The 25,678-nt window shown below is 60.8% G+C and carries 26 protein-coding genes and 2 pseudogenes; 17 read left to right on the top strand and 11 right to left on the bottom strand.

Going from position 1 to position 25,678, the window contains the following annotated elements:
• The first annotated feature begins 10 nt into the window (after positions 1-10).
• From AC1RDQ_RS23960 to phnN, 10 genes are all read left to right on the top strand, one after another.
• The gene (locus AC1RDQ_RS23960) at positions 11-766 is read left to right on the top strand and encodes a heme ABC transporter permease (protein WP_057715864.1); all 756 of its coding nucleotides are present in this window, start codon (positions 11-13) and stop codon (positions 764-766) included.
• Positions 763-939, top strand: a complete 177-nt coding sequence (gene ccmD, locus AC1RDQ_RS23955; RefSeq protein WP_007980758.1) for a heme exporter protein CcmD — start codon at positions 763-765, stop codon at positions 937-939. Before AC1RDQ_RS23960 ends, ccmD begins: the two co-directional genes overlap by 4 nt.
• Positions 936-1,391, top strand: a complete 456-nt coding sequence (gene ccmE, locus AC1RDQ_RS23950; protein WP_008052305.1) for a cytochrome c maturation protein CcmE — start codon at positions 936-938, stop codon at positions 1,389-1,391. The genes ccmD and ccmE overlap by 4 nt, the downstream gene beginning before the upstream one ends.
• A 3-nt stretch (positions 1,392-1,394) precedes the next feature.
• The gene (locus AC1RDQ_RS23945; RefSeq protein ID WP_349735926.1) at positions 1,395-3,383 is read left to right on the top strand and encodes a heme lyase CcmF/NrfE family subunit; all 1,989 of its coding nucleotides are present in this window, start codon (positions 1,395-1,397) and stop codon (positions 3,381-3,383) included.
• Positions 3,380-3,916 (top strand): DsbE family thiol:disulfide interchange protein, encoded by a 537-nt coding sequence (locus AC1RDQ_RS23940; RefSeq protein WP_218497129.1) that lies wholly within the window; start codon positions 3,380-3,382, stop codon positions 3,914-3,916. Before AC1RDQ_RS23945 ends, AC1RDQ_RS23940 begins: the two co-directional genes overlap by 4 nt.
• Positions 3,913-4,386 carry a cytochrome c-type biogenesis protein gene (locus tag AC1RDQ_RS23935; protein WP_492588311.1) on the top strand — a complete coding sequence of 158 codons (474 nt, stop codon included), beginning with the start codon at positions 3,913-3,915 and terminating at the stop codon, positions 4,384-4,386. The genes AC1RDQ_RS23940 and AC1RDQ_RS23935 overlap by 4 nt, the downstream gene beginning before the upstream one ends.
• Positions 4,379-5,581, top strand: coding sequence for a c-type cytochrome biogenesis protein CcmI (gene ccmI / locus AC1RDQ_RS23930; RefSeq protein ID WP_340315072.1), 1,203 nt, complete (start codon positions 4,379-4,381; stop codon positions 5,579-5,581). The genes AC1RDQ_RS23935 and ccmI overlap by 8 nt, the downstream gene beginning before the upstream one ends.
• 14 nt (positions 5,582-5,595) lie before the next feature.
• A complete protein-coding gene (locus AC1RDQ_RS23925) occupies positions 5,596-6,003 on the top strand; it encodes a hypothetical protein (protein ID WP_079246789.1) in 408 nt (135 codons plus the stop codon).
• Positions 6,004-6,139: 136 nt separating this feature from the next.
• Positions 6,140-6,307, top strand: coding sequence for a hypothetical protein (locus AC1RDQ_RS23920; protein WP_492588310.1), 168 nt, complete (start codon positions 6,140-6,142; stop codon positions 6,305-6,307).
• A 101-nt stretch (positions 6,308-6,408) separates the two neighbouring features.
• Entirely contained in the window at positions 6,409-6,960 is a 552-nt protein-coding gene (gene phnN / locus AC1RDQ_RS23915) for a phosphonate metabolism protein/1,5-bisphosphokinase (PRPP-forming) PhnN (RefSeq protein WP_492588309.1), read from the top strand.
• Between the two features lie 14 nt (positions 6,961-6,974).
• On the opposite strand, the pseudogene AC1RDQ_RS23910 reads toward phnN, so the two are convergent.
• Positions 6,975-7,259: pseudogene (locus AC1RDQ_RS23910) on the bottom strand (LysR substrate-binding domain-containing protein); the annotation flags it as partial.
• A gap of 60 nt (positions 7,260-7,319) precedes the next feature.
• A complete protein-coding gene (locus AC1RDQ_RS23905; protein ID WP_492588308.1) occupies positions 7,320-8,525 on the bottom strand; it encodes an MFS transporter in 1,206 nt (401 codons plus the stop codon).
• A 169-nt stretch (positions 8,526-8,694) separates the two neighbouring features.
• Here AC1RDQ_RS23905 and AC1RDQ_RS23900 point away from each other — a divergent pair.
• Positions 8,695-8,790, top strand: a pseudogene (locus tag AC1RDQ_RS23900) (hypothetical protein); the annotation flags it as partial.
• Positions 8,791-8,919: 129 nt separating this feature from the next.
• Here AC1RDQ_RS23900 and AC1RDQ_RS23895 read toward each other — a convergent pair.
• From AC1RDQ_RS23895 to gcl, 8 genes are all read right to left on the bottom strand, one after another.
• A complete protein-coding gene (locus AC1RDQ_RS23895) occupies positions 8,920-9,918 on the bottom strand; it encodes a sulfate ABC transporter substrate-binding protein (RefSeq protein ID WP_102669706.1) in 999 nt (332 codons plus the stop codon).
• Between the two features lie 91 nt (positions 9,919-10,009).
• Positions 10,010-10,834 (bottom strand): ion transporter, encoded by an 825-nt coding sequence (locus AC1RDQ_RS23890; RefSeq protein WP_492588307.1) that lies wholly within the window; start codon positions 10,832-10,834, stop codon positions 10,010-10,012.
• A 21-nt stretch (positions 10,835-10,855) separates the two neighbouring features.
• The gene (locus AC1RDQ_RS23885) at positions 10,856-11,770 is read right to left on the bottom strand and encodes an urea transporter (protein ID WP_492588306.1); all 915 of its coding nucleotides are present in this window, start codon (positions 11,768-11,770) and stop codon (positions 10,856-10,858) included.
• Positions 11,771-11,915: 145 nt separating this feature from the next.
• Positions 11,916-13,331 (bottom strand): pyruvate kinase, encoded by a 1,416-nt coding sequence (gene pyk / locus AC1RDQ_RS23880; protein WP_090453871.1) that lies wholly within the window; start codon positions 13,329-13,331, stop codon positions 11,916-11,918.
• The gene (locus tag AC1RDQ_RS23875) at positions 13,321-14,601 is read right to left on the bottom strand and encodes a glycerate kinase type-2 family protein (protein ID WP_007971416.1); all 1,281 of its coding nucleotides are present in this window, start codon (positions 14,599-14,601) and stop codon (positions 13,321-13,323) included. Before AC1RDQ_RS23875 ends, pyk begins: the two co-directional genes overlap by 11 nt.
• 205 nt (positions 14,602-14,806) lie before the next feature.
• Positions 14,807-15,700 (bottom strand): 2-hydroxy-3-oxopropionate reductase, encoded by an 894-nt coding sequence (locus AC1RDQ_RS23870; RefSeq protein ID WP_057715850.1) that lies wholly within the window; start codon positions 15,698-15,700, stop codon positions 14,807-14,809.
• Between the two features lie 156 nt (positions 15,701-15,856).
• Complete coding sequence (gene hyi, locus AC1RDQ_RS23865) at positions 15,857-16,639, bottom strand: hydroxypyruvate isomerase (RefSeq protein WP_090453874.1); 783 nt, start codon at positions 16,637-16,639, stop codon at positions 15,857-15,859.
• Between the two features lie 154 nt (positions 16,640-16,793).
• The gene (gcl, locus tag AC1RDQ_RS23860) at positions 16,794-18,569 is read right to left on the bottom strand and encodes a glyoxylate carboligase (protein ID WP_057715848.1); all 1,776 of its coding nucleotides are present in this window, start codon (positions 18,567-18,569) and stop codon (positions 16,794-16,796) included.
• 268 nt (positions 18,570-18,837) lie between these two features.
• Between gcl and AC1RDQ_RS23855 the strand changes: the two genes are divergently transcribed.
• The 5 genes from AC1RDQ_RS23855 (at position 18,838) to AC1RDQ_RS23835 (ending at position 23,556) form a co-directional block, all read left to right on the top strand.
• Positions 18,838-19,278, top strand: coding sequence for a GlcG/HbpS family heme-binding protein (locus tag AC1RDQ_RS23855; RefSeq protein ID WP_019648137.1), 441 nt, complete (start codon positions 18,838-18,840; stop codon positions 19,276-19,278).
• Between the two features lie 223 nt (positions 19,279-19,501).
• Positions 19,502-20,167 carry an arylformamidase gene (gene kynB, locus AC1RDQ_RS23850; protein WP_407515218.1) on the top strand — a complete coding sequence of 222 codons (666 nt, stop codon included), beginning with the start codon at positions 19,502-19,504 and terminating at the stop codon, positions 20,165-20,167.
• On the top strand, positions 20,164-21,018 hold the full coding sequence (gene kynA / locus AC1RDQ_RS23845; protein WP_492588305.1) for a tryptophan 2,3-dioxygenase: 855 nt from the start codon (positions 20,164-20,166) through the stop codon (positions 21,016-21,018). The genes kynB and kynA overlap by 4 nt, the downstream gene beginning before the upstream one ends.
• Before the next feature lie 98 nt (positions 21,019-21,116).
• Positions 21,117-22,520: an amino acid permease gene (locus AC1RDQ_RS23840; RefSeq protein WP_492588303.1), complete on the top strand. Its 1,404-nt coding sequence runs from the start codon at positions 21,117-21,119 to the stop codon at positions 22,518-22,520.
• Positions 22,521-22,542: 22 nt separating this feature from the next.
• Positions 22,543-23,556, top strand: a complete 1,014-nt coding sequence (locus AC1RDQ_RS23835; RefSeq protein ID WP_492588301.1) for an AraC family transcriptional regulator — start codon at positions 22,543-22,545, stop codon at positions 23,554-23,556.
• Between the two features lie 102 nt (positions 23,557-23,658).
• Here AC1RDQ_RS23835 and AC1RDQ_RS23830 read toward each other — a convergent pair whose 3' ends face one another.
• On the bottom strand, positions 23,659-24,132 hold the full coding sequence (locus tag AC1RDQ_RS23830; RefSeq protein WP_057398413.1) for an Lrp/AsnC family transcriptional regulator: 474 nt from the start codon (positions 24,130-24,132) through the stop codon (positions 23,659-23,661).
• Positions 24,133-24,341: 209 nt separating this feature from the next.
• On the opposite strand from AC1RDQ_RS23830, the gene kynU reads away from it, so the two are divergent.
• Positions 24,342-25,592 carry a kynureninase gene (gene kynU, locus AC1RDQ_RS23825; protein WP_492588300.1) on the top strand — a complete coding sequence of 417 codons (1,251 nt, stop codon included), beginning with the start codon at positions 24,342-24,344 and terminating at the stop codon, positions 25,590-25,592.
• Positions 25,593-25,678: the final 86 nt, after the last annotated feature.

Here is a 25,678-nt window from a genome sequence, read left to right as displayed (position 1 = left end):
TGGAAACAGTATGAACTGGACGTGGTTTCACAAACTCGGCTCGCCCAAATGGTTTTACGGTATCAGCGGCAGAATGCTGCCCTGGCTGAGCGTCGCGGCGTTGCTGCTGATCAGCGTTGGCGTGGTCTGGGGCCTGGCCTTCGCGCCGCCGGACTACCAGCAGGGCAACAGCTTCCGCATCATCTATATCCACGTTCCGGCCGCCATGCTGGCGCAGTCCATCTACGTGATGCTGGCCGTGTGCGGCATCGTCGGCCTTGTGTGGAAGATGAAACTGGCCGACGTCGCCCTGCAATGCGCGGCACCCATCGGCGCCTGGATGACCGCCGTGGCGCTGGTCACCGGGGCGATCTGGGGCAAGCCGACCTGGGGTTCGTGGTGGGTCTGGGATGCACGCCTTACGTCCATGCTTATCCTGCTGTTCCTGTACTTCGGTCTCATTGCATTGGGCAACGCCATCAGCAATCGTGACAGCGCGGCCAAGGCCTGTGCGGTGCTGGCGATCGTTGGTGTGATCAACATCCCGATCATCAAGTACTCGGTGGAGTGGTGGAACACCCTGCACCAGGGCGCGACCTTCACCCTCACCGAAAAACCGGCGATGCCAGCCGAGATGTGGCTGCCACTGCTGCTGACGGCGCTGGGTTTCTACTGTTTCTTCGGCGCGGTCCTGCTGCTGCGCATGCGTCTTGAAGTGCTCAAGCGCGAAGCCCGGGCCAGTTGGGTCAAAACCGAAGTCGAAAACAGCCTGGAGGTCGCTCGATGAGTTTTGCTTCATTCGGCGACTTCATCGCCATGGGTCATCATGGCCTGTATGTCTGGTCAGCCTATGGCATCTGCCTGGCGGTATTGGCCCTCAACGTGGCGGCGCCGATCCTGGCCCGCAAGCGGTATCTGCAACAAGAGGCGCGCCGTCTGCGCCGGGAGAACGGCAAGTGAATCCGCTGCGTAAAAAGCGTCTTATCATCATTCTCGCGATCCTGGTCGGGGTCGGCGCTGCCGTTGGCCTGGCCCTGAGTGCCCTGCAGCAGAACATCAACCTGTTTTACACACCGACCCAGATCGCCAACGGCGAAGCCCCGCAGGACACGCGTATCCGTGCCGGCGGCATGGTCGAGGCCGGTTCCTTGCAGCGCTCCGGCGACTCGCTGGACGTGAAGTTTGTCGTCACCGACTTCAACAAGTCCGTGACCATCACTTATCGCGGCATCCTGCCGGACCTGTTCCGCGAAGGGCAGGGCATCGTCGCCTTGGGCAAGCTCAATGCCGATGGTGTGGTGGTGGCCGATGAAGTGCTGGCCAAGCACGATGAAAAGTACATGCCGCCGGAAGTGACCAAGGCGTTGAAAGACAGCGGCCAGTCGGCACCCACTCCCGCGAAAGAGGGCTAACTGATGACAGCTGGAATCTTCATTCCCGAATTGGGCCACCTGGCCATGATCCTGGCGCTATGTTTCGCGCTGGTTCAGGCCGTGGTGCCATTGGTCGGTGCCTGGCGCGGTGACCGCTTCTGGATGAGCCTGGCCCAGCCGGCCGCGTGGGGGCAGTTCGCGTTCTTGCTGTTCGCCTTCGGTTGCCTGACCTACGCTTTCATGGTCGACGATTTCTCCGTGGCCTATGTGGCCAACAACTCCAACAGTGCCTTGCCGTGGTACTACAAGTTCAGCGCCGTGTGGGGTGCCCACGAAGGTTCCCTGCTGTTGTGGGCCTTGATTCTCGGCGGCTGGACCTTCGCGGTGTCGGTGTTTTCCCGGCAGTTGCCGCAGGTCATGCTGGCCCGCGTGCTGGCGGTGATGGGCATGATCAGCACCGGTTTCCTGCTGTTCCTGATCATGACCTCCAACCCGTTCAAGCGCATCCTGCCGCAAATGCCCACCGACGGTGCCGACCTCAACCCGCTGCTGCAAGACATCGGCCTGATCGTTCACCCGCCGATGCTGTACATGGGCTACGTCGGCTTCTCGGTGGCCTTCGCCTTCGCCATCGCCGCGCTGATGGGCGGTCGCCTGGACGCCGCCTGGGCGCGCTGGTCGCGTCCGTGGACCATCGTGGCCTGGGCGTTCCTCGGTATTGGTATCACCCTTGGTTCGTGGTGGGCCTATTACGAACTCGGCTGGGGTGGCTGGTGGTTCTGGGATCCGGTGGAAAACGCCTCGTTCATGCCATGGCTGGTGGGCACCGCACTGATTCACTCGTTGGCGGTCACGGAAAAACGTGGCGTGTTCAAAAGCTGGACCGTGTTGCTGGCCATCGCCGCATTCTCCTTGAGCCTGCTGGGTACCTTCCTCGTGCGTTCCGGCGTGCTGACCTCGGTGCACGCCTTTGCGTCCGACCCGGAGCGCGGGGTGTTCATCCTGATTTTCCTGCTGTTCGTGGTCGGTGGTTCGCTGACGCTGTTCGCCCTGCGCGCGCCGGTGGTCAAGAGCCAGGTGGGCTTCAACCTCTGGTCCCGGGAAACCCTGCTGCTGGGTAACAACCTGGTGCTGGTGGTGGCCGCGTCGATGATTCTGCTCGGCACCTTGTATCCGCTGATTCTGGACGCCATGACCGGCGCCAAGCTGTCCGTCGGCCCGCCATACTTCAACGCGCTGTTCATTCCGTTGATGGCATTGCTGATGGTGGTGATGGCGGTCGGCGTGATCGTGCGCTGGAAAGACACGCCGGTGAAATGGCTGGTAAGCATGCTCACCCCGGTCCTGCTCGGCAGTGCCGCGCTGGCCGTAGTGGCCGGCATCGCCTACGGCGATTTCAACTGGGCCGTGCTCGCGACCTTCATGCTCGCTGCCTGGGTGTTGCTGGCCGGCGTGCGTGACATCTTCGACAAGACTCGCCACAAGGGCCTGATCAAAGGCCTGCCAACCCTGACCCGCAGCTACTGGGGCATGCAGGTCGCGCACCTGGGCATCGCCGTGTGTGCGCTGGGTGTCGTGCTGTCGAGCCAGAACAGTGCCGAGCGCGACCTGCGCCTGGCGCCCGGTGAATCCATGGCCCTGGGCGGCTATCAGTTCGTCTTCGAAGGCGCCAAACACTTCGAAGGCCCGAACTTCACCTCCGACAAGGGCACCGTGCGGGTGATCCGCAACGGCAAGGAAATCAGCGTGCTGCACCCGGAAAAACGCCTCTATACCGTGCAGAACTCGGTGATGACTGAAGCGGGTATCGACGCCGGTTTCACCCGCGACCTCTATGTCGCCCTCGGTGAACCACTGGGTAACGGCGCCTGGGCTGTGCGTGTGCACGTCAAGCCGTTCGTGCGCTGGATCTGGTTCGGCGGCTTGCTGACAGGTGCAGGCGGGTTGCTGGCGGCGCTGGATCGGCGTTATCGGGTCAAGGTCAAAAGCCGCGTGCGCGAAGCACTGGGCATGTCGGGAGCCACTGCATGAAGCGTTGGTTGATGTTGCTGCCACTGGCGATTTTTCTGGTGGTCGCGGTATTCCTTTACCGTGGGTTGTACCTGGATCCGGCCGAGCTGCCTTCGGCCATGATCAACAAGCCGTTCCCGGAGTTTTCCCTGCCGTCGGTGCAGGGCGACAAGACACTGACCCGCGCTGACATTCTGGGCAAACCGGCGCTGGTCAACGTCTGGGGCACCTGGTGCATTTCCTGCCGGGTCGAGCACCCGGTGTTGAACAAACTGGCCCAGCAGGGTGTGGTGATCTACGGCATCAACTACAAGGACGTCAACGTTGATGCCTTGAAGTGGCTGAAGGACTTCCACAACCCGTATGCGCTGGACATTCGTGACGACGAAGGCTCGTTGGGCCTGAACCTCGGCGTGTATGGCGCACCGGAAACCTTCTTCATCGACGCCAAGGGGATCATCCGTGACAAGTTCGTCGGCGTGATCGACGAGCAGGTCTGGCGTGAAAAACTGGCGGGCAAGTACCAGGCGCTGGTCGACGAGGCCAAGCCATGAAGCGCTGGATCGCTGCCGTTGTCCTGGGCTTGAGCCTGGTGGGCGTGGCCCACGCGGCCATCGACACCTACGAGTTCGCCAAGGAAGAAGACCGCGAGCGTTTCCGCGAGTTGACCAAGGAGCTGCGTTGCCCCAAGTGCCAGAATCAGGACATCGCCGATTCCAACGCACCGATTGCCGCCGACCTGCGCAAAGAGATTTTCCGCATGCTCGGCGAGGGCAAGGACAACCAGCAGATCATCGACTTCATGGTCGATCGCTACGGTGATTTCGTCCGCTACAAGCCTGCGCTGAACGCCAAGACCGCCTTGCTCTGGTTCGGCCCCGCCGGCCTGCTGCTGGGCGGTGTCGTGATCATCGCGGTGATCGTCCGCCGTCGTCGCGTGCAACGTGCCGGCACCCCGGACTCGCTTTCTGCCGAGGAGCGCTCGCGCCTCGACCACCTGTTGGATAAAACCAAGAATGATTGATTTCTGGCTCGCTGCAGGTCTGCTGCTTCTGGTTGCCCTGAGTTTTCTGTTGATCCCGGTGCTGCGCAGCCGTCGCGCCCAGCGCGAAGAGGATCGTACCGCCCTGAACGTCGCGCTGTATCAGGAGCGCGTGGCTGAGTTGCAGACTCAGCAGGAAGAGGGCGTGCTCGATGCCGCGCAAATGGACGCCGGTCGCGCCGAAGCTGCCCGTGAGTTGCTGGCGGACACCGAAGGCGCTGAAGCGCCACGGGTGTCGCGTCTGGGCAAACCCTTGCCGTTGCTGGCGGCCATTCTGGTGCCGGTGCTGGGCCTGGGCCTGTATCTGCATTTCGGTGCCAGCGACAAGGTCGAACTGACCCGCGAATTCTCCCAGGCACCCCAGTCGATGGAAGAGATGACGCGGCGCCTGGAACGTGCGGTCGCCGCTCAACCGGATTCCGCTGAAGGCATGTATTTCCTCGGTCGCACCTACATGGCTCAGGATCGTCCGGCGGACGCGGCGAAGATGTTCGAACGCACCGTGAGCCTGGCCGGTCGCCAGCCCGAGTTGCTCGGTCAATGGGCCCAGGCCCAGTACTTCGCCGATGGCAAGAAGTGGTCGGACAAGGTCCAGGCCCTGACCGACGAAGCGCTCAAGACCGATCCGAAAGAAGTCACCAGCCTTGGCTTGCTTGGCATTGCCGCGTTTGAAAGCGAGCGTTATCAGGACGCCATCGATTACTGGAATCGCCTGTTGGCGCAGCTGCCGCCGGAGGACAAGTCCCGCGAGGCGCTGCAAGGCGGAATTACCCGGGCCACGGAGAAGCTGGTGGCCAGTGGCGGCAAGGTTGCACAAGCACCGGCGGCCAAGGCCTCGGCGTTGCTCAAGGTCAGTGTCGATCTGGCCGCGGACCTCAAATCCAAGGTCCAGCCTGGCGACAGCGTGTTCATCTTCGCCCGTGCGATCTCCGGTCCTCCAGCCCCGCTGGCGGTCAAGCGCATGACCGTGGCCGACCTGCCGGTAACCGTCGAACTGGGCGATGCCGACGCAATGATGCCGCAATTGAAACTGTCGAACTTCCCTGAAGTCCAACTGGTTGCGCGCATTTCCCGTGCCGGCAAACCGACCGCCGGCGAATGGATTGGTCGCAGCCAGCCCCTGGCCAGCAGCACCACCGCGCCGCAGACACTGACCATCGACAGCCCGGATAAATAACAGGAAACGCCACCATGACCGCCATTGCTCGTATTGCCCTGCTCAGCGCTGTTTTGGGGTTAAGCGCTTGTGCGGTCCAGCAACCAACGGAACATCAGGCACCACCACCGTTCCCGCCGTCGCAGCCCAGCCCCACGCCATCGACGTCGCCTGTACCGAGCAAGCCGACCATCCCGGCCAAACCCTCCAAGCCGTTGCCACGCACTTCTGCCAGCTTCGCGCCACCACCGGGGGGCAATAGCCATTGGGATCCGAAGCTTGGGGTGTATGTACTTGATGACCAGCCCAATACCTTTTATCGCCAACGTACCTATTACCGCTGGGATAATGGTTGGAGTCGGTCGATTAGTCCGCAAGGGCCGTGGGAAGATACTGACATCCAGGGTGTACCGGGTGGCTTGGGGCGAAAATTCGGGCAGTAACGCAAAAAGGCGACCTTCGGGTCGCCTTTTTTGTGCCTGCTGGAATGTGATTGGTGGGTCACTGCTCAATTCTGTGGGAGCGAGTTTGCTCGCGATGGCGCCCTGAATGAGTCCATACATAAGGGCGGAACCCTAAATGGCCGTGACCGCAGAAACGGATATGTACACCGGTAAAAAACACTCCGCCATCGCAGGCAAGCCAAGCACCCACAGCCTCCAACGCCGGATTGACCTGCGCTGCGAGGACACCCTCAGCGTAACCGTGACCCGTTGGAAAACCCGCTGGTGCAACCTGTGTCGGTGATGGATCATACGCGGGGCCTGTGGGCTGATCTGGCGCAAGCGCAATCAGGACGGTCTGTCGTGGGGCCGGTAAACAGGTCGAAAAATGAAGAGGGTGGTTTGATGGCGGGCAGGTTGATCTATCTCATCGGGCCTTCAGGTTCGGGCAAGGACAGCCTGCTGGATGCCGCGCGTACACGGTTGGCCGAACGAGGCTGCCGCGTCGTGCGGCGGGTCATCACGCGCTCGGCGGAAGCCGTGGGCGAAGCGGCGCTGGGCGTCAGTGAACAGCAGTTCGCCGAAATGGAGGCCCAGGGCGCGTTTGCCCTGAGCTGGCACGCCAACGGGTTGTCCTATGGCATCCCGCGGGAAATCGACGATTGGCTGGCCGCCGGGCAGGACGTGCTGATCAATGGCTCTCGCGGGCATTTGCAGAACACGCGCCTGCGCTATCCGAACGCGTTGGTGCTGTTGTTGACTGTGGATCAGGCAGTACTGCGCCAGCGCTTGCTGGAACGCGGGCGGGAATCGCCGATCGAGATCGACCAGCGGTTGGCACGCAATGCCAGATTCAGCGAGCAATTGCTGGCGGAGGACCCGGCCGTGCACGTGCTCGACAACTCAGGGCCGCTTGAGCAAACGGTCGAACGGTTGCTGGTCTGCATTGACGAGTAACTCCCGGCTACCTGTCAGGCCTTCCTGGCCAACAACCCCTGCACATACTCGACGAACGCCCGAGCCTTGGCACTGGCCATTCTCCCCGTAGGGAAAACCGCCCACAAATCCAGGTCCGGCAGTGCCCAGTCCTTCATCACTTCCCGAACCGAACCGTCAGCCAGTTCAGGCGCGAACATCCATTGCGAGGCCATGGCCAGCCCTTGGTGGGCCAGCACGGCTTCTCGCAGGCCTTCGGCGGCATTGACGCGGATCCGGCCGCTGACGATGACCGATTGCTCCTCGCCGGCCTTGTTGAACGGCCGATCCACTGTGGGAGCGAGCCTGCTCCGGGCGGCGATCCGACCGGGTTTTGAGGCTTACGCCGTCGCCAGCGAAGCCTTCTGCGAAACACTCAGGAACCGCAACAACGCCAACAGCGGAAACGCGCTGCCGACGATCACGATCCACAACCAGCCGCCGTGTTCGTACACCGCGCTGGCCACCGAAGAGCCGAAGGCGCCGCCGATGAAGATGCTGGTCATGTACAGCGCATTCAGGCGGCTGCGGCTTTTGCCGTCGAGGGCGTAGACCGCACGCTGGCCGAGGACCATGTTCATCTGCACGCAGAAGTCGAGCACCACGCCGGTCACCGCCAGGCCGATAACGCTGTAGACCGGATGGATAAACGCCGGCATGAAACTCAGGCTGGCAAACAGCAGGGCCAGCAACGATGCGATGCGGGTGTGTCCGGCATCGGCCAGGCGACCGGCGATCGGGGCAGCAATGGCGCCGATGGCCCCGACCAGGGCGAAGATCGCGATCTCGCTTTGCGACAAACCGTGATTGCGCGCCAGTTCCAGCGGCACGGCGGTCCAGAACAGGCTGAAGGTGGCAAACATGCAGCCTTGGTAAAACGCACGCTGGCGCAGGACCGGTTGCTTGCGCAAAAGCGTCCACAGAGAGCCCAGCAACTGGCCATAGGAGGCGCTGTGATCAGGCTCACGCTTGGGAATGGTCACGGCCAGCACGATGCTGATGGCCGCCATCAACACCGCGGCAATCACAAACATCGCCCGCCAGCCGAAGTGGTCGGCTACCACGCTGGACACCGGTCGGGCCAGCAGAATGCCGAGCAACAACCCACCCATGATCCCGCCCACCACACGACCACGGGTTTCTTCCGGTGCCAGGTGCGCGGCCAACGGAATGAGGATTTGCACCGAAACCGAACTGAACACCACCAACAGCGAAATCAGCAAAAACACGTTCGGCTGATCGGTAAACGCCGCACCTAGCAGGCTGACAATTGCCACCAGCGTGGTGATGATCATCAACCGGCGGTTCTCCAACAGATCCCCCAGCGGCACCAGGAAAAACAGTCCCAGCGCATAGCCGATCTGAGTCAAGGAAACGATCAGGCTGGCCATGGTGTTGGTCAGGCCAATGTCCGGCGCGATCAGGCCGATGATCGGCTGGGCGTAGTAGATATTGGCGACAATGGCGCCGCAGCAGAAGGCGAACAGCAGCACCATGCCTCGGGTCATTGTCGCGGTGCCGTGGGGCACCTGGGTCGCTGGGTTCATAACGGGTCTCGCTGTACGGAAAGGAATGCGCGCAGGCTAATGGGCTGACTGAAACGGCGGAAGTGGGATTGGAGTGATAGCAATCATTCCATTGCGGAATGACTGACGAACGTGTGTGTCTTGCGTCAGAACATCGAGGGTGAATGATACATTCACTTACATCTTGTTCGTGAAGATCGTGACCTTTGTGACGCAGGGCGCTGACGGCACGCTCACCGCCCAATCCATTTCGGCGGGCAAGGATGGCGTGACGCCGCCGATGTAGCGGGAGGTCGCAGAACCTGTGGGAGCGAGCTTGCTCGCGATAGCGTAATGGCAGTCAACGACGATGCTGACTGTTCAATTGTCATCGCGAGCAAGCTCGCTCCCATAGAAGTTGCAGTGTTTCAGTCGATTACTTGCCGCTGTAGATCTGGTCGAAAACCCCGCCATCATTGAAGTGGGTCTTCTGCACGGTGCGCCAGTCGCCGAAGGTCTTCTCGACCGACAGGAAGTCTACTTTCGGGAAACGGTCGGTGTACTTGGCCAGCACGGCTGGGTCACGCGGGCGCAGGTAGTTTGCCGCGGCAATTTCCTGACCTTCCGGCGACCACAAGTACTTCAGGTATTCCTCGGCCGCTGCACGGGTGCCTTTTTTGTCGACGGTCTTGTCGACCACCGACACCGGTGGTTCGGCTTCGGCGGAAACGCTTGGGTAGATGACTTCGAACTGATCACGACCGAACTCGCGGGCGATCATTTCCGCTTCGTTTTCAAAGGTCACCAGCACGTCGCCGATCTGGTTGGTCATGAAGGTGGTGGTGGCGGCACGGCCACCGGTGTCGAGTACCGGCGCTTGCTTGAACAGTTTGCCGACGAAGTCTTTGGCCTTGTTCTCGTCGCCGCCGTTTTTCAGCACGTAGCCCCAGGCCGAGAGGTAGGTATAGCGACCGTTACCGGAGGTTTTCGGGTTTGGCACGATGACCTGAACGCCGTCCTTGAGCAGGTCCGGCCAGTCTTTCAGGGCTTTCGGGTTGCCCTTGCGCACGATGAACACGGTGGCCGAGGTGAACGGCGCGCTGTTGTTCGGCAGGCGCGTGACCCAGTTGTCCGGGACCAGTTTGCCGTTGTCCGCCAGGGCGTTGATGTCGGTGGCCATGTTCATGGTGATGACGTCGGCCGGCAAGCCGTCGATGACCGAACGCGCCTGTTTGCTGGAGCCGCCGAAGGACATTTGCAGGGTGATGTTTTCGTTATGCTCGGCTTGCCAGTGTTTCTGGAACGCAGTGTTGTAGTCCTTGTAGAAATCGCGCATCACGTCGTAGGAAACGTTGAGCAGGGTCGGTGCAGCCTGGGCGATGTTGCCCAGGGCCAGGCCAGCGGCGATAAGCGAGGCGCCAAAGAGTTTTTTCACTGCGCATTCCTTGTTCTATTAAAAGTGGGGCAATTTGCCAGCGACTATAACTGGGCTCGTATAGTCCTTTAAAGATTAAAAAGCTCTTTGCTTATTCCCGTTTCCTGAACAGCGCATTACCGCAACGGGAACAGAACGACGCTTCCTGTTCGTGGCTGTTTTTCGCACACACCGGGCAGTCGTGCTGCAACTGGCCGCCACGCATCGCCGTGGCCAGTTCGGCGGTGAAGATCCCGGTGGGCACGGCGATGATCGAGTAACCGGTGATCATCACCATCGACGAGATGACCTGGCCCAGTGCGGTCTTGGGCACGATGTCGCCGTAACCGACGGTGGTCAACGTCACGATAGCCCAGTAAATGCCCTTGGGAATGCTGGTGAAGCCATGTTGCGGGCCCTCGACCACATACATCAGGGTGCCGAACACCGTCACCAGGGTGCAGACGCTGAGCAGGAACACAAGGATCTTCTGCTTGCTGCCACGCAGGGCATCGAGCAGGTAATGAGCTTGCTTGAGGTACGGGCCGAGCTTGAGCACGCGGAAGATCCGCAGCATCCGGATCACCCGGATGATCAGCAGGTACTGGGCATCGCTGTAGTACAGCGCGAGGATGCCGGGCACGATGGCCAGCAGGTCCACCAGCCCATAGAAACTGAAGGCGTAGCGCAGGGGCTTGGGCGAGCAGTACAGGCGCAGGATGTACTCGCCGAGGAAGATCACCGTGAAGCCCCACTCGATGTACGCCAGCAGGCTGGCGTAGTGCTGGTGAACGTCATCGATGCTGTCCAGAATCACTACTACCAGGCTGGCGAAGATGATCAGCAGCAGGGTGGAGTCGAAGCGTCGACCGGCGACGGTGTCGGTCTGGAAAATAATCACGTACAGGCGATTTCGCCACGTGTCGTTGCTGATCATGCACATCGCCTTGGCCGCAAATCAGCGCAGCCTAGGTTGATTCTCCCCGGTAGCGCAAGGCGTGCTTTCGACCGTGGCTTTGCCGAGCATTTGCACGACGCTGCGAATCAGCCAGCCGGCAAGAATGAACGGCGCGGTCAGCGTGGGCAGACCGATGGCGGCAAACAGCGGCGTCAGCAACAGCACCAGGCCGATGCCAACCAGCGGCAGCCACGGTTGGCGACGCTGGGAGCTGAAGGCGAGGGCGGCCAGCACGGCGTTATAGCCACCGAGGCCGAGCAGTGCGGTATAGAAATCGTGGTTCAGCAGGCTCCAGCCCATGCCCGCGACTGAGGCCAACAATGCCCAGCAGAATGCGCGGCGATCAGCGATCAGCAAACCGGCGGCAATCATCGCACCGGCCAGCGGATGACTGAGGAACATCACCTGGCCGAGGCCTTTGAGTGGCGCGGCGAGCATGTTCAGGGTGCTGACTTCGATCAAGTGCGGCTCTGTCGAGGGCGTGGCGAAGCACAGCAGCAACCAGCCCAGCCCAACGAAGGGCGCGGTGTAGGCCGGCAGGTATTGGCTGAACCGGACGCGCTTGAGCCACTGTTGGGTGACCATCGCGCTCAGGCCACCGGCGGCCAGGATCAGTGGCGGCATCATCGCCGACCAGGGGAAATACAGGCTCAGTAAGAGTCCGAGCAGCACGCCGTTGTAGCTGAACAACCCGGCCTGACGATCAGCCTTGGCATAGTTTCGGCGTTGCGCGGTGAGCAGCCCGGCGACACCACCGAGCAAGGCGCCGCCGAGCAAGGCGGGCGCCGTGAACAAAATGGCCAGGACGCACAGCAGGCCGCACAGCGGATTGCGCTGGAGAAAGATCTGGCTGAAGCCGTTGAGCAAGGCTTCGGCCCAGTCGGGGCAGTGGGTGTTGAAATGGTTGGCAGGCATGGCAGGTCTGAAAGTCAGTGGGACCGGGTTGCCTGCATCGCGAGCAAGCTCGCTCACACACTGAATCTTTGTTCAGTCTTGGTTCCGTGAACGACACAAAACCAATGTGGGAGCGAGCTTGCTCGCGATAAGGCCGGTACAGGCGCTAGATCAATGTCTCGATACGCAGAGAGTTAGTCGACCCCGGCTGGCCAAAGGGCACACCTGCGGTGATCAGCAGTGTGTCGCCACGCTGCGCCATGCCCTGGGCTTGGGCAATTTCCAGTGCCGTCGAGCAGACTTCATCGACCTGACGCAGGCGGTCGTTGACCACCGAGTGCACACCCCACGCCACGCTCAGGCGACGGGCGGTCTGCAGGTTTGGTGTCAGGTTGAGGATCGGCACCGTCGGCCGCTCCCGCGCCGCACGCAGGCTCGACGCACCGGACTCGCTGTAGTTGACCAGCACCGCCACCGGCAACACGTTGCTGATACGGCGAATGGCGCAGCTGATCGCATCGGAAACAGTCGCCTCGGCTTTCGGCCGGCTGACGTCCAGTTGAGTCTGATAGTCCGGACCGTTTTCCACCTGGCGGATGATCTTGCTCATCATCTGCACGGCTTCGAGCGGGTATTCGCCGGATGCGGTTTCCGCCGACAGCATCACCGCGTCCGCACCTTCGGCCACGGCGTTGGCCACATCGGTGACTTCGGCGCGGGTTGGCGCGGGTGAGAAGCGCATCGACTCCAGCATCTGAGTGGCGACCACCACCGGTTTGCCGAGCTGGCGGCAGGTGCTGATGATGTTCTTCTGGATCTGCGGCACGCTTTCGGCCGGCACTTCCACGCCCAAGTCACCCCGGGCGACCATGATCGCGTCGCTCAATTCGGCGATCTCGCGCAGTTGCTCGACGGCCGAGGGCTTCTCGATCTTGGCCATCAGGAAGGCCTTGTCGCCGATCAGGGTGCGGGCTTCGCGGATGTCATCGGGACGTTGCACGAACGACAGCGCCACCCAGTCCACACCCAACTCCAGCCCGAAGGCCAAGTCGCGGCGATCCTTGGCGGTCAGCGGGCTCAGGTCGAGCACCGCTTGTGGCACGTTCACGCCTTTGCGGTCCGACAGTTCGCCGCCATTGAGCACGGTGGTGTCGATGGCGTCGGCGTACTTGGTCACCACCCGCAGACGCAATTTGCCATCGTCCAGCAGCAGGTCCATGCCCGGCTCCAGCGCGGCGATGATTTCCGGGTGGGGCAGGTTGACCCGGCGCTCATCGCCCGGCGTGGCATCGAGGTCCAGGCGCAGGGCCTGGCCGCGGACCAGTTGCACCTTGCCTTCGGCGAACTTGCCGACCCGCAGTTTCGGGCCTTGCAGGTCCATCAGGATGCCCAATGGATAATTGAGCTGACGCTCGACTTCACGAATCCACTGGAAACGCTGGGCGTGGTCAGCATGATCGCCATGGCTGAAGTTCAGGCGGAAGATGTTGACCCCGGCCAGCACCAGTTCACGGATGGCATCGATGCCGTCGATGGCCGGGCCGAGCGTGGCGAGGATTTTGACCTTTTTATCAGGCGTCATGTTTAGTGCTCTCAAGGATCAGAATGGCGCGGAAGTCGTTGACGTTGGTACGGGTCGGCTCGGTGACGATCAGGGCGTCCAGTGCCTCGAAGTAGCCGTAACCGTTGTTGTTATCCAACTCGTCGCTGGCGCTCAGGCCCTTTGCCGCGGCGCGGGCGTAGCTGTCCGGGGTCATGATCGCGCCAGCGTTGTCTTCGGAACCGTCGATGCCGTCGGTGTCACCGGCCAGCGCATAGACGCCGGGCAGGCCCTTGAGGCTGTCGGTCAGGCTGAGCAGGAACTCGGCGTTGCGCCCGCCACGGCCATTGCCGCGCACGGTGACGGTGGTTTCACCGCCAGAGAGAATCACGCAGGGCGCCGCCAGCGGCTGACCGTGCAGGACGATCTGCCGTGCGATGCCGGCGTGGACTTTCGCCACCTCGCGGGATTCGCCTTCGAGGTCGCCGAGGATCAGCGGACTGAACCCGGCCTGACGGCATTTCACCGCCGCCGCTTCAAGGGATTGCTGCGGGCGGGCGATCAACTGGAAATGACTGCGTGCCAGACTTGGGTCGCCGGGTTTGACGGTTTCCGATTCGGGGCTTTGCAGCCAGGTGCGCACCGAAGCCGGAACCTCGATAGCGTAGCGTTTTAGGATCGCCAGCGCTTCGGCCGACGTGCTCGGGTCGGCCACGGTAGGGCCGGAGGCGATGACCGTGGCGAGGTCGCCCGGCACATCGGAAATCGCATAGGTATAAACCGTGGCAGGCCAGCAGGCTTTGCCCAGACGCCCACCCTTGATCGCCGAGAGGTGCTTGCGCACGCAGTTCATCTCGCCGATGGTGGCGCCGGACTTGAGCAGGGCTTTGTTGATTGACTGCTTGTCGGCCAGGGTGATGCCTTCGGCCGGCAGTGCCAGCAGGGCAGAGCCACCGCCGGAGAGCAGGAAGATCACGCGGTCGGATTCGTTCAGGTCACTGACCAGTTCCAGCACACGCTTGGCCACCGCCAGACCTGCAGCGTCCGGTACCGGATGTGCGGCTTCGACCACTTCGATTTTTTCGCAAGGTGCGCCGTGACCGTAGCGGGTCACCACCAGGCCGGACACTTCACCCTGCCAGCAGCGCTCGACCACCTGGGCCATGGCGGCTGCGGCTTTGCCGGCGCCAATGACGATCACGCGGCCGCTGCGGTCGGCAGGCAAATGGGCTTCGAGGACTTGTTGCGGATGCGCCGCATCGATGGCTGTGGCAAACAGCTCGCGCAGCAATTGTTGCGGATCGACCGACATGGCGGGCTCCCGGAATTCTTGTTATTTGAAGGGCAACTCGGTCCAGTGTGGGAGCGGGCCCTGTGGCGAGGGGGCTTGCCCCCGTTTGAGTGCGCAGCACTCACAAGATCTTTGGTGTACTAGAGATTTTGGGGCTGCTTCGCAGCCCAACGGGGGCAAGCCCCCTCGCCACAGGCCCGCTCCCACATGGGGATGGGGCAGGGGCTTACTTCTTGTCGCGAATCGAGAAGTTCGCCATGTGTTCCAGGCCCTTGATCAGCGCCGAGTGGTCCCAGTTGCTGCCACCGATGGCCGCGCAGGTGCTGAACACTTGCTGGGTGTTGGCGGTGTTCGGCAGGTTGATGTTCAGCTCCTTGGCGCCTTGCAGGGCCAGGTTCAGGTCCTTCTGGTGCAGGCTGATGCGGAAGCCTGGATCGAAGGTGCCCTTGATCATGCGCTCGCCATGCACTTCGAGGATCTTGGAGGACGCGAAACCGCCCATCAGTGCTTCACGCACCTTGGCCGGATCGGCACCGTTTTTCGAAGCGAACAGCAGGGCTTCAGCCACGGCCTGGATGTTCAGGGCCACGATGATCTGGTTGGCCACCTTGGCGGTTTGACCGTCGCCGTTGCCGCCGACCAAGGTGATGTTCTTGCCCATGGCCTGGAACAGTGGCAGGGCGCGCTCGAAGGCGTCGGCATCGCCGCCGACCATGATGCTCAGGGTCGCAGCCTTGGCGCCGACTTCACCGCCGGAGACCGGGGCGTCGAGGTATTGCGCGCCTTTTTCGTTGATCTTTGCTGCGAAAGCCTTGGTGGCGGTCGGCGAGATCGAGCTCATGTCGATCACCACTTTGCCTTTGCCAACACCGGCGGCAACGCCATCAGCGCGGAACAGCACGTCATCGACCTGTGGGGTATCCGGCACCATGACGATGATGAATTCGGCTTCCTGGGCGACTTCCTTCGGGTTCGCCAGGGCAACGGCGCCAGCGGCGACCAGGTCGGCAGGCGCAGGGTCGTGGTGTGCCGACAGGAACAGGCTGTGACCGGCTTTCTGCAGGTTCAACGCCATTGGGTGGCCCATGATGCCGGTGCCGATAAATCCGATTTTAGCCATGAGAAAATCCTCTTGTTTTTATTGCTGCTTCAAGCAAATAGGGGAGTACTGCTCTTTGTGGGAGCGAGCTTGCTCGCGATGGGGCCATAACATTCAGCATCGATGTCGACTGTTCCACCGCTATCGCGAGCAAGCTCGCTCCCACAGGGATCTACATCAGATTGCGTTATGGGTCTTGAGCCAGCCCAGGCCCGCTTCGGTGGTGGTCAGCGGCTTGTATTCGCAACCGACCCAGCCCTGGTAACCGATGCGGTCCAGGTGTTCGAACAGGAAGCGGTAGTTGATTTCACCGGTGCCTGGTTCGTTGCGCCCCGGGTTGTCCGCGAGCTGCACGTGGTTGATCTCGCCCAGGTGCGATTGCAGGGTGCGGGCCAGATCGCCTTCCATGATTTGCATGTGATAGATGTCGTATTGCAGGAACAGGTTGGCGCTGCCGACCTGCTCGCGAATCGACAGGGCTTGCGCCGTGTTGTTCAGGTAGAAACCTGGAATGTCACGGGTGTTGATCGCTTCCATCACCAGTTTGATGCCCGCCGCTTGCAGCTTGTCGGCCGCGTACTTGAGGTTGGCGACGAAGGTTTTCTCCACGGTGGCATCGTCAAAGCCCTGCGGACGAATACCGGCCAGGCAGTTGACCTGGGTGTTGCCCAGCACTTGCGCGTAAGCGATGGCCAGGTCGACACCGGCACGGAACTCTTCGACCCGGTCCGGCAGACAGGCGATACCGCGCTCGCCCTTGGCCCAGTCGCCGGCCGGCAGGTTGAACAGCACTTGGGTCAGACCGTTGGCATCGAGCTGGGCCTTGATTTCGGCGGAGCTGAAGTCGTACGGGAACAGGTATTCGACACCACTGAAGCCGGCTTTGGCGGCCGCTTCGAAACGGGCGAGAAAATCCTGTTCGGTGAACAGCATGGACAGGTTGGCTGCGAAACGCGGCATGGTGGTCTCCTGAATATGTATGGTGAGCGTTCCCGGATCCCTGTGGGAGCGAGCTTGCTCGCGATAGCGGTGTGTCAGTCGACATGGATGCTGAATGGCAGTACGCAATCGCGAGCAAGCTCGCTCCCACAGGATGTGGGAACGATCCTACAAGTTAATCAAGCAACGAAATCGCAGTCGGTGCGTCGTCGCCGACCAGCGCCAGGTCTTCGAATTCGTTGACGGCGTTGATCTCGGTACCCATGGAAATGTTGGTCACGCGCTCCAGGATGATCTCGACGATCACCGGAACCTTGAACTCTTCGATCAGCTCCTGGGCCTTGCGCAGGGCAGGCTGGATCTGAGCCGGTTCGAACACACGCAGTGCCTTGCAGCCCAGGCCTTCGGCAACTGCGACGTGGTCCACACCGTAGCCGTTGAGTTCCGGCGCGTTCAGGTTGTCGAACGACAGCTGTACGCAGTAATCCATGTCGAAACCGCGCTGCGCCTGACGGATCAGACCCAGGTACGAGTTGTTTACCACCACATGAATGTACGGCAGCTTGAACTGCGCGCCCACTGCCAATTCTTCGATCATGAACTGGAAGTCATAGTCCCCCGACAGGGCCACGACTTTACGGTTCGGATCAGCCTTGACCACGCCCAGTGCTGCCGGAATGGTCCAGCCCAGAGGGCCTGCCTGACCGCAGTTGATCCAGTGACGCGGCTTGTAGACGTGCAGGAACTGCGCGCCGGCAATCTGCGACAGACCGATGGTGCTGACGTAGCAGGTGTCTTTGCCGAACACCTGGTTCATTTCTTCGTAAACGCGTTGCGGCTTGACCGGCACGTTGTCGAAGTGAGTCTTGCGCTGCAGGCTGGCTTTACGCTGCTGGCAGTCTTGCAACCAGGCGCTGCGGTTCTTCAGCTTGCCGGCGGCTTGCCATTCGCGAGCGACTTCGATGAACACGGTCAGCGCGGCAGCAGCGTCGGAAACGATGCCCAGGTCCGGGGTGAACACGCGGCCGATCTGGGTCGGTTCGATATCAACGTGAATGAACTTGCGGCCTTCGGTGTACACGTCAACGGAACCGGTGTGACGGTTGGCCCAGCGGTTGCCTACGCCCAGAACCACGTCGGACTTGAGCATGGTGGCGTTGCCGTAGCGGTGCGACGTCTGCAAGCCAACCATGCCCACCATCAACGGGTGATCGTCCGGGATGGCGCCCCAGCCCATCAGGGTCGGGATCACTGGAATACCGGTCAGTTCGGCGAACTCCACCAGCAGATCGGCGGCGTCGGCGTTGATGATACCGCCACCGGCCACCAGCAACGGGCGCTCGGCCTGATCCAGCATGGCCAGGGCTTTTTCCACCTGGACGCGGGTAGCGCTCGGCTTGGCCAATGGCAGTGGCTGGTAGGCGTCGATGTCGAATTCGATTTCGGCCATCTGCACGTCGAACGGCAGGTCGATCAGCACCGGGCCTGGACGGCCTGAGCGCATTTCATAGAAAGCCTTCTGGAACGCGTAAGGCACCTGGCCCGGTTCCATGACGGTGGTCGACCACTTGGTGACTGGCTTGACGATGGTGGTGATATCGACAGCCTGGAAGTCTTCCTTGTGCATACGGGCGCGGGGTGCTTGCCCTGTGATGCAGAGGATTGGAATCGAGTCGGCCGAGGCGCTGTAGAGCCCGGTGACCATGTCGGTACCGGCAGGGCCGGAAGTGCCGATGCACACGCCGATGTTGCCGGCCTTGGTGCGGGTGTAGCCCTCGGCCATGTGCGAGGCGCCTTCAACGTGGCGAGCGAGTACGTGATCGATGCCGCCGACCTTTTGCAGGGCGGAGTACAGCGGGTTGATGGCGGCACCCGGGATGCCAAAAGCGGTATCGACCCCTTCACGGCGCATCACCAGAACGGCGGCTTCGATTGCTCTCATTTTGCTCATGGTTTTGTGCCTCTTTACGTTTTGTAATTGTATACAAGTGGCTTTGCGCAGAGTGTATTCACGGCGGACGGCGCAGGTCAATCCATTTTCTCAAGCGCTTGTTTCATTCGTCGGAAGCCGGTTCTGCTGTGGCTTTTCGTCGCATGTGGCGCCTTTCGATGATTATTGTATACAAAAAAATAATTCATTGTGTTCTATTTGTTGCATCGGGCTGCGGCACAACGGCGCAGTCCACCGACTTTCCGAAAAACAAAATGAGGACGGCACCATGAGCGCTTTAACCTTGAAAGTCGCAGTCAACCTGGCCGATCAGGCCATCACCGCGGGGCGGGCGATCTCTGCCGCGCCATTGACCGTTGCAGTACTGGATGCCGGCGGGCACCTGATAACGCTGCAACGGGAAGACGGCGCCAGCCTGCTGCGCCCGCAGATCGCCATCGGCAAGGCCTGGGGCGCGATCGCCCTGGGCAAGGGCTCACGCCTGCTGGCACAGGACGCCCAACAACGCCCGGCGTTCTTCGCCGCGCTGAATAGCCTGGGGCAGGGCAGCGTCGTCCCGGTGCCGGGCGGCGTGCTGGTTCGGGATCAGGACGGGACTGTGCTGGGGGCGGTGGGCATCAGCGGGGATCTGTCAGATGTTGACGAACAATGTGCGATCCGCGCGATCGAGGGGCAGGGGCTGAGGGCGGATGCGGGGGTGGCTGGTTGATCTTCGGCGTCTGATTTACCGCTTTCGCGGGCTTGCTCGCGAAAGCGCCTTACGGATGAAAACAGCTTTCTAGCTGTCTGCTTTTCTCGTTGAGATTTCCATCCGGTAAATTCCGTTTTTTTAGAATTTTGTGCGAAACATTTGGGCGTTACCGAAGATTTTCGCAAGAAAATTCACAGGTATCACTCGTATCATTCTCTCGGAACAGTCCGAGAGCTTTGCAATGAAAACAACACTGTCGTGGTGGGATATCAGCCCGCCGTTGAGCACCACTACACCTACCTGGCCGGGTGACACACCTTTTCAGGAAGAGCGCGTGTGGAGCTTCGGACCAGAGTGTCCGGTGAATGTCGGGCGTATCACCCTGTCGCCTCACACGGGGGCCCATGTCGACGCGCCGCTGCATTACAGCGCTGATGGCGCGGCCATTGGCGATGTGTCGCTCGATGTCTATATGGGGCCTTGCCGTGTGCTGCATTGCCTGAACAGCGGCCGGCTGGTGCACCCCGAACAGCTTGAAGGTCGCTTGCAAGACCTGCCTGAACGGGTGCTGCTGCGCACCTGGCGACAAGCGCCGTTGAGCGCCTGGGATCCTGATTTCTCCGCAGTCGCCAAAGAAACCGTCGACCTGCTGGCGAGCCTCGGTGTGCGCTTGATCGGTATCGATACGCCGTCGCTGGACCCCCAGCAATCCAAAACCATGGATTCGCACAATGCCGTGGCCCGACATGGCATGGCTATCCTCGAGGGCATCGTGCTCGATGACGTCCCGGAAGGGGACTATGAATTGATCGCGCTGCCGCTGCGTTTTGCCCATCTGGACGCCAGTCCGGTCAGGGCAATTTTGCGTCCACTGAACAAACCGCAACTTGAGGATCCGACTCAATGAGCCAATGCCCCTATTCACCTGCAAACCAGACGGAAGAATGGCATAACGCCGAGCTGAATTTTTCCGACTCCATGAGCTACGGCGACTACCTGGATCTGGGGCGCATTCTCAGCGCACAGCACCCGTTGTCTCCGGACCATAACGAGATGCTGTTCATCATCCAGCATCAGACCTCGGAGCTGTGGATGAAGCTGATGCTGCACGAGCTCAATGCCGCCCGTGAGCACGTTCGACTGGGAGAGTTGCCGCCCGCGTTCAAGATGCTGGCGCGGGTCTCGCGGATTTTTGATCAGCTGGTGCATGCCTGGACAGTGCTGGCCACCATGACTCCCACCGAGTACCACGCGATACGGCCCTTTCTGGGGCAGTCATCGGGCTTTCAGTCGTTCCAGTACCGCGAGATCGAATTCATTCTGGGCAACAAAAGCGCGACCCTGTTGCGCCCCCATGCGCATCGGCCGGAACTGTTGCAGGCGCTTGAAAAGGCGATCGCCACACCGTCGCTGTATGACGAGGCGATTCGCTTGATGGCCAGCGCTGGCTTGACCATCGACCCACAGCGTTTCGAGCGTGATCCGACCCGTCCGACGGCGCATGACGCGTCGGTCGAAGCAGCGTGGCGCGTGGTCTACACGGACCCTTCGCGTTATTGGGATCTCTATCAGTTGGCGGAGAAACTCATCGACCTTGAGGATTCGTTCCGGCAATGGCGCTTCCGGCATGTGACCACCGTCGAGCGGATCATTGGCTTCCAACCAGGGACCGGTGGCACAGAAGGTGTCGGTTATCTGCGCAAGATGCTCGATACCGTGCTGTTCCCGGAGTTGTGGCGAGTGCGCTCAACGCTCTGATTTACCGAGAGTCATGTCTGAACGCTTAAACCGGGCGGCAATTGAATAAATTGACGCATTCAAACCATGCCTGACCATAACAATTAGAAGGTAACCAGATGGCGGATGAAATCTTGCGACAAGGCGAACTCAAGCGAGGGCTGAAAAATCGTCATATTCAGCTGATCGCATTGGGCGGCGCGATAGGTACCGGGTTGTTTCTCGGCTCTGCCGGCGTGCTCAAGTCGGCCGGGCCGTCGATGATCCTCGGCTATGCGATTGCCGGATTCATCGCCTTTCTGATCATGCGCCAGCTGGGCGAGATGATTGTCGAGGAACCGGTGGCCGGCTCCTTCAGTCATTTTGCCCACAAGTACTGGGGCGGCTATGCCGGCTTTCTGTCCGGCTGGAACTACTGGGTGCTGTATGTGCTGGTGGGCATGGCCGAGTTGACGGCCGTCGGCAAGTACGTGCAGTTCTGGTGGCCGGAAGTCCCCTCCTGGGTCAGCGCGGCGGTGTTCTTCGTCCTGGTCAATTTGATCAATATGATGAACGTTAAAGTCTTCGGTGAGATGGAGTTCTGGTTCGCAATCATCAAGGTCGTAGCGATCATTGGCATGATCGCCCTGGGCTGCTACATGCTGTTCAGCGGAACGGGCGGCCCGCAGGCCTCGGTCAGCAATCTGTGGGACCACGGCGGGTTCTTCCCAAACGGCTACAGCGGTCTGCTGATGGCGATGGCGTTCATCATGTTCTCCTTCGGCGGCCTGGAGCTGGTCGGCATCACCGCCGCTGAAGCCAGCGAGCCGGGAAAGGTGATTCCCAAGGCGATCAACCAGGTGGTTTATCGCGTGCTGATCTTCTACGTCGGCGCGCTCACCGTGCTGCTGTCGTTGTATCCGTGGGACCAACTGCTACAGACACTCGGCGCTTCGGGCGATGCCTATGGCGGCAGCCCGTTCGTGCAGATCTTCTCCTTGATCGGCAGCGACACAGCAGCGCACATCCTCAATTTCGTGGTGCTCACCGCTGCGCTCTCTGTCTATAACAGTGGCGTCTACTGCAACAGCCGCATGCTCTATGGCCTGGCCGAACAGGGCGACGCACCCAAGGCGCTGATGAAACTGAACAAGCAGGGCGTGCCTCTGCTGGCGCTGGGCGTATCGGCGTTGATCACCCTGCTGTCCGTGCTGGTCAACTACCTCGCCCCGCATGAAGCGCTTGAGTTGCTCTTTGCACTGGTGGTCGCATCGCTGATGATCAACTGGGCGATGATCAGCCTGACGCACCTGAAGTTTCGCAAAATCATGAGCCAGCAAGGCATCGTTCCGGGCTTTAAGTCGTTCTGGTTTCCCTTCAGCAACTACCTGTGCCTGGCCTTCATGGCCATGATCGTCTGCGTCATGCTGATGATTCCAGGTATACGCGCTTCAGTCTTCGCCATACCGGTGTGGGTGTTGATCATCTTCGGCTTTTACCGGATGCGTATGGCCAAGGATCGGACCTTGCCGGTGGTTCAATAGCCTTTGCCGTGGGGGCGCCGTGATGAGTAGCAACGTTGATCCGCAGTTTCGCGACATTCGTATCGATCACTATGACCTCGAGGGTGCGAGGAACTGGATGTCGGGTATCTGCGGGCCGCACCGCCTCCAGACTTCGACGCCCGAGCGGATCCGCTTTCATCACAGCGCCAATGTGTTCAAGTCGATGGCCACGACCCTGGGCACTCTCTCATACGGTACCGATGTCACCATCGATATCGAAGACGCCGAGCACTTCAGCAGTTACAGCCTGAGTTTGCCTTTGGTGGGCGAGCAGGAACTGAGCAAGAACGGCAGCGTGTTGAAATCCAACCGCGATCAAGGGGTGATCATTTCCCCGAATGAGAACCAGATGCTGGCGATCTCCGGGGACTGTCGCAAAGTTCAGGTGGTGATCACCCGTGTCGCCATGAGCGAGTCGCTGGAAGGCATGCTGCAGCGACCGTTGGATACGCCGCTGTGTTTCGAGCCGGTGATGGATGCGGTGGACGGCACGTCGGCCTCGTGGTGGCGCATGGCGCGTTATTTCATCGAGGAGCTGGAACGCAGCAGTGAACTGTACGAACAGGTGGCCTTCACTCGGGACATCGAAAGCTCATTGATCAAAGGCTTGATCCTCGCCCAGCCGAACAACTACTCCGAAGAATTGCGCAACGTGCTCGGCGTGAAACTGCCGCACTACCTGATCAGGGCCAAGCAATACATTCACGACAATGCTCGCGAAGCCTTGCACCTGGAGGACATCGAGGTCGCGGCCGGGGTCTCGCGTTTCAAGCTGTTCGAGGCGTTCAAGAAGTACTTCGCCCTGTCGCCGATGGCCTACCTGAAAAAGTACCGGTTGAACGCTGTGCGCCAGGAAATCCTCGAACACGGCTCGGCGCGCAATATTTCCGCGATTGCCATGGGCTGGGGCTTTACGCATCTCGGACGTTTTTGCGCCGAATACCGCAAGTTGTTTGACGAGTCCCCCAGCATGACCTTGCAGCGTAACGAAGCCCGGCGCATGCGCGGGGCCTGAGTATTCCGCCGCCCAGAATTTCAGGACCGCTTCGTGCACCAGCGGGAGCAAGCGCCCTCGCCACAATTCATCACCTGACCATCGATATCCATTAACTGGCGCTCACTTACGCACTACCAAATCAAGCAACGTCTCCTGCTCCTTGATTTTCTGCAACACGATTTCCGAGCGGATATCAGTCACCCCCGCCGTGCGGTTCAGTTGGTTGACGATGAAGTCGGAGAAGTGTTTGATGTTGCGCGCCTGGACCCGCAGCACATAGTTGCTCGCCCCGGTAATCACGTAGGCGGTGACCACCTCCGGCCACAACTGGACCTTCTTGATGAAGGTCTCGTGCCAATCCTCGACGTCCTGTCGCAATGACACATGGACGATGGCTTCCAGTTCGACTCCCAACTTTTCGGCGTTCAGCATCGCGCGATAGCCGGTGATGATTCCTTCACTTTCCAGCAAGCGTAAACGGCGCAAACAGGCCGACGGCGACAGTGCGACCTTCTCTGCCATTTCGTGATTGCTGATGCGGCCGTCCCGTTGCAAGAGATGCAGGATCCGCAGGTCTGTCGAGTCGAGAGTCATGGCTAGAATAAATCCGCGATATTTGGAGTTGGATTCGAATTTTCTTCGAGATAAATACAAGATGGCCGCTTACTTTGCACGAAAATTCTCTAATGCTTCGTTCATTATTTCCTCATCGTGAAGGCGCAAACAACGCCTGAAACACGACACTCACACCCGACTATCGCGATTTGCCCGGACGGCACTTCTTTCAAAAAGCAGGACACCCAATGACTACAAGAAACGATTGTCTGGCGCTCGATGCGCAGGACGCTCTGGCCCCTCTGCGTCAGCAGTTTGCGCTCCCTGAAGGGGTGATCTATCTCGACGGCAACTCCCTGGGCGCGCGCCCGGTCGCAGCACTGGCGCGTGCTCAGGCAGTGATCGCCGAGGAATGGGGCAATGGCCTGATCCGCAGTTGGAACAGCGCTGGCTGGCGCGACCTGCCTGAACGTCTGGGCAATCGACTGGGAGGGCTGATTGGCGCCGGTGACGGCGAAGTGGTGGTGACCGACACCACCTCGATCAACCTGTTCAAAGTGCTCAGCGCCGCCCTGCGCGTGCAGGCCACGCGGGCGCCGACGCGGCGGGTGATCGTCACCGAGACCGGCAACTTCCCGACTGACCTGTATATCGCCGAAGGTCTGGCGGACATGCTGCAGCAGGGCTACACCCTGCGTCTGGTCGACAGCCCGCAAGAGCTGCCGCAAGCGATTGACCAGGACACTGCGGTGGTCATGCTCACCCACGTCAACTACAAGACCGGCTACATGCACGACATGCAGGCCCTGACCACGCTGACCCATGAATGTGGCGCGCTGGCCATCTGGGACTTGGCGCATTCCGCCGGGGCGGTGCCGGTCGATCTGCATCAGGCGCGCGCCGACTACGCCATCGGTTGCACCTACAAGTACCTCAATGGCGGTCCGGGCTCGCAAGCTTTCGTCTGGGTTTCCCCTGAGCTGTGCGATCTGGTGGCGCAACCGCTGTCCGGCTGGTTCGGTCATTCGCGGCAGTTCGCCATGGAGTCGCATTACCAGCCGAGCAGCGGAATCGCCCGCTATTTGTGCGGCACCCAGCCCATCACTTCATTGGCGATGGTCGAGTGTGGTCTGGATGTTTTCGCCCAGACCGACATGGCCAGCCTGCGCAGCAAGTCCTTGGCCCTGACGGACCTGTTCATCCAGTTGGTCGAGCAGCGCTGCGCCGCTCACGAGCTGACCTTGGTCACTCCACGCGAACACGCCAAACGTGGCAGCCATGTCAGCTTCGAACATCCTCAAGGTTATGCGGTGATCCAGGCCTTGATCGCCCGTGGCGTGATCGGCGATTACCGCGAGCCGCGGATCATGCGGTTCGGCTTCACCCCGCTGTACACCAGCTTCACCGAGGTCTGGGATGCGGTGCAGATCCTCGGCGAAATACTCGATCAGAAAACCTGGTCGCAAGAGCAATTCCAGATCCGCCACAGCGTCACCTGATACCCCCCGAAGCTTTTGTCTTGCTGCCGCGAATTTCCCGGCAGCAGGGCTTCGGTCGCCTCCGATAAGCAGTTCTGTGAAAACAC

The organism is Pseudomonas sp. GW823-FHT02E01 (genome assembly GCF_058797535.1).
Note: the sequence above shows the minus strand (reverse complement) of the source record. Positions and strands in the feature narration are given on the sequence as shown.

What these genes read in the sequence shown, in the direction of transcription:
- AC1RDQ_RS23960 (WP_057715864.1), top strand. Translation starts at nt 11, where the DNA reads ATGAACTGGACGTGGTTTCACAAACTCGGCTCGCCCAAATGGTTTTAC.
- ccmD (WP_007980758.1), top strand. Translation starts at nt 763, where the DNA reads ATGAGTTTTGCTTCATTCGGCGACTTCATCGCCATGGGTCATCATGGC.
- AC1RDQ_RS23945 (WP_349735926.1), top strand. Translation starts at nt 1,395, where the DNA reads ATGACAGCTGGAATCTTCATTCCCGAATTGGGCCACCTGGCCATGATC.
- AC1RDQ_RS23940 (WP_218497129.1), top strand. Translation starts at nt 3,380, where the DNA reads ATGAAGCGTTGGTTGATGTTGCTGCCACTGGCGATTTTTCTGGTGGTC.
- AC1RDQ_RS23935 (WP_492588311.1), top strand. Translation starts at nt 3,913, where the DNA reads ATGAAGCGCTGGATCGCTGCCGTTGTCCTGGGCTTGAGCCTGGTGGGC.
- ccmI (WP_340315072.1), top strand. Translation starts at nt 4,379, where the DNA reads ATGATTGATTTCTGGCTCGCTGCAGGTCTGCTGCTTCTGGTTGCCCTG.
- AC1RDQ_RS23925 (WP_079246789.1), top strand. Translation starts at nt 5,596, where the DNA reads ATGACCGCCATTGCTCGTATTGCCCTGCTCAGCGCTGTTTTGGGGTTA.
- AC1RDQ_RS23920 (WP_492588310.1), top strand. Translation starts at nt 6,140, where the DNA reads ATGGCCGTGACCGCAGAAACGGATATGTACACCGGTAAAAAACACTCC.
- phnN (WP_492588309.1), top strand. Translation starts at nt 6,409, where the DNA reads ATGGCGGGCAGGTTGATCTATCTCATCGGGCCTTCAGGTTCGGGCAAG.
- AC1RDQ_RS23905 (WP_492588308.1), bottom strand. Translation starts at nt 8,525, where the DNA reads ATGAACCCAGCGACCCAGGTGCCCCACGGCACCGCGACAATGACCCGA.
- AC1RDQ_RS23890 (WP_492588307.1), bottom strand. Translation starts at nt 10,834, where the DNA reads ATGATCAGCAACGACACGTGGCGAAATCGCCTGTACGTGATTATTTTC.
- AC1RDQ_RS23885 (WP_492588306.1), bottom strand. Translation starts at nt 11,770, where the DNA reads ATGCCTGCCAACCATTTCAACACCCACTGCCCCGACTGGGCCGAAGCC.
- pyk (WP_090453871.1), bottom strand. Translation starts at nt 13,331, where the DNA reads ATGACGCCTGATAAAAAGGTCAAAATCCTCGCCACGCTCGGCCCGGCC.
- AC1RDQ_RS23875 (WP_007971416.1), bottom strand. Translation starts at nt 14,601, where the DNA reads ATGTCGGTCGATCCGCAACAATTGCTGCGCGAGCTGTTTGCCACAGCC.
- AC1RDQ_RS23870 (WP_057715850.1), bottom strand. Translation starts at nt 15,700, where the DNA reads ATGGCTAAAATCGGATTTATCGGCACCGGCATCATGGGCCACCCAATG.
- hyi (WP_090453874.1), bottom strand. Translation starts at nt 16,639, where the DNA reads ATGCCGCGTTTCGCAGCCAACCTGTCCATGCTGTTCACCGAACAGGAT.
- gcl (WP_057715848.1), bottom strand. Translation starts at nt 18,569, where the DNA reads ATGAGCAAAATGAGAGCAATCGAAGCCGCCGTTCTGGTGATGCGCCGT.
- AC1RDQ_RS23855 (WP_019648137.1), top strand. Translation starts at nt 18,838, where the DNA reads ATGAGCGCTTTAACCTTGAAAGTCGCAGTCAACCTGGCCGATCAGGCC.
- kynB (WP_407515218.1), top strand. Translation starts at nt 19,502, where the DNA reads ATGAAAACAACACTGTCGTGGTGGGATATCAGCCCGCCGTTGAGCACC.
- kynA (WP_492588305.1), top strand. Translation starts at nt 20,164, where the DNA reads ATGAGCCAATGCCCCTATTCACCTGCAAACCAGACGGAAGAATGGCAT.
- AC1RDQ_RS23840 (WP_492588303.1), top strand. Translation starts at nt 21,117, where the DNA reads ATGGCGGATGAAATCTTGCGACAAGGCGAACTCAAGCGAGGGCTGAAA.
- AC1RDQ_RS23835 (WP_492588301.1), top strand. Translation starts at nt 22,543, where the DNA reads ATGAGTAGCAACGTTGATCCGCAGTTTCGCGACATTCGTATCGATCAC.
- AC1RDQ_RS23830 (WP_057398413.1), bottom strand. Translation starts at nt 24,132, where the DNA reads ATGACTCTCGACTCGACAGACCTGCGGATCCTGCATCTCTTGCAACGG.
- kynU (WP_492588300.1), top strand. Translation starts at nt 24,342, where the DNA reads ATGACTACAAGAAACGATTGTCTGGCGCTCGATGCGCAGGACGCTCTG.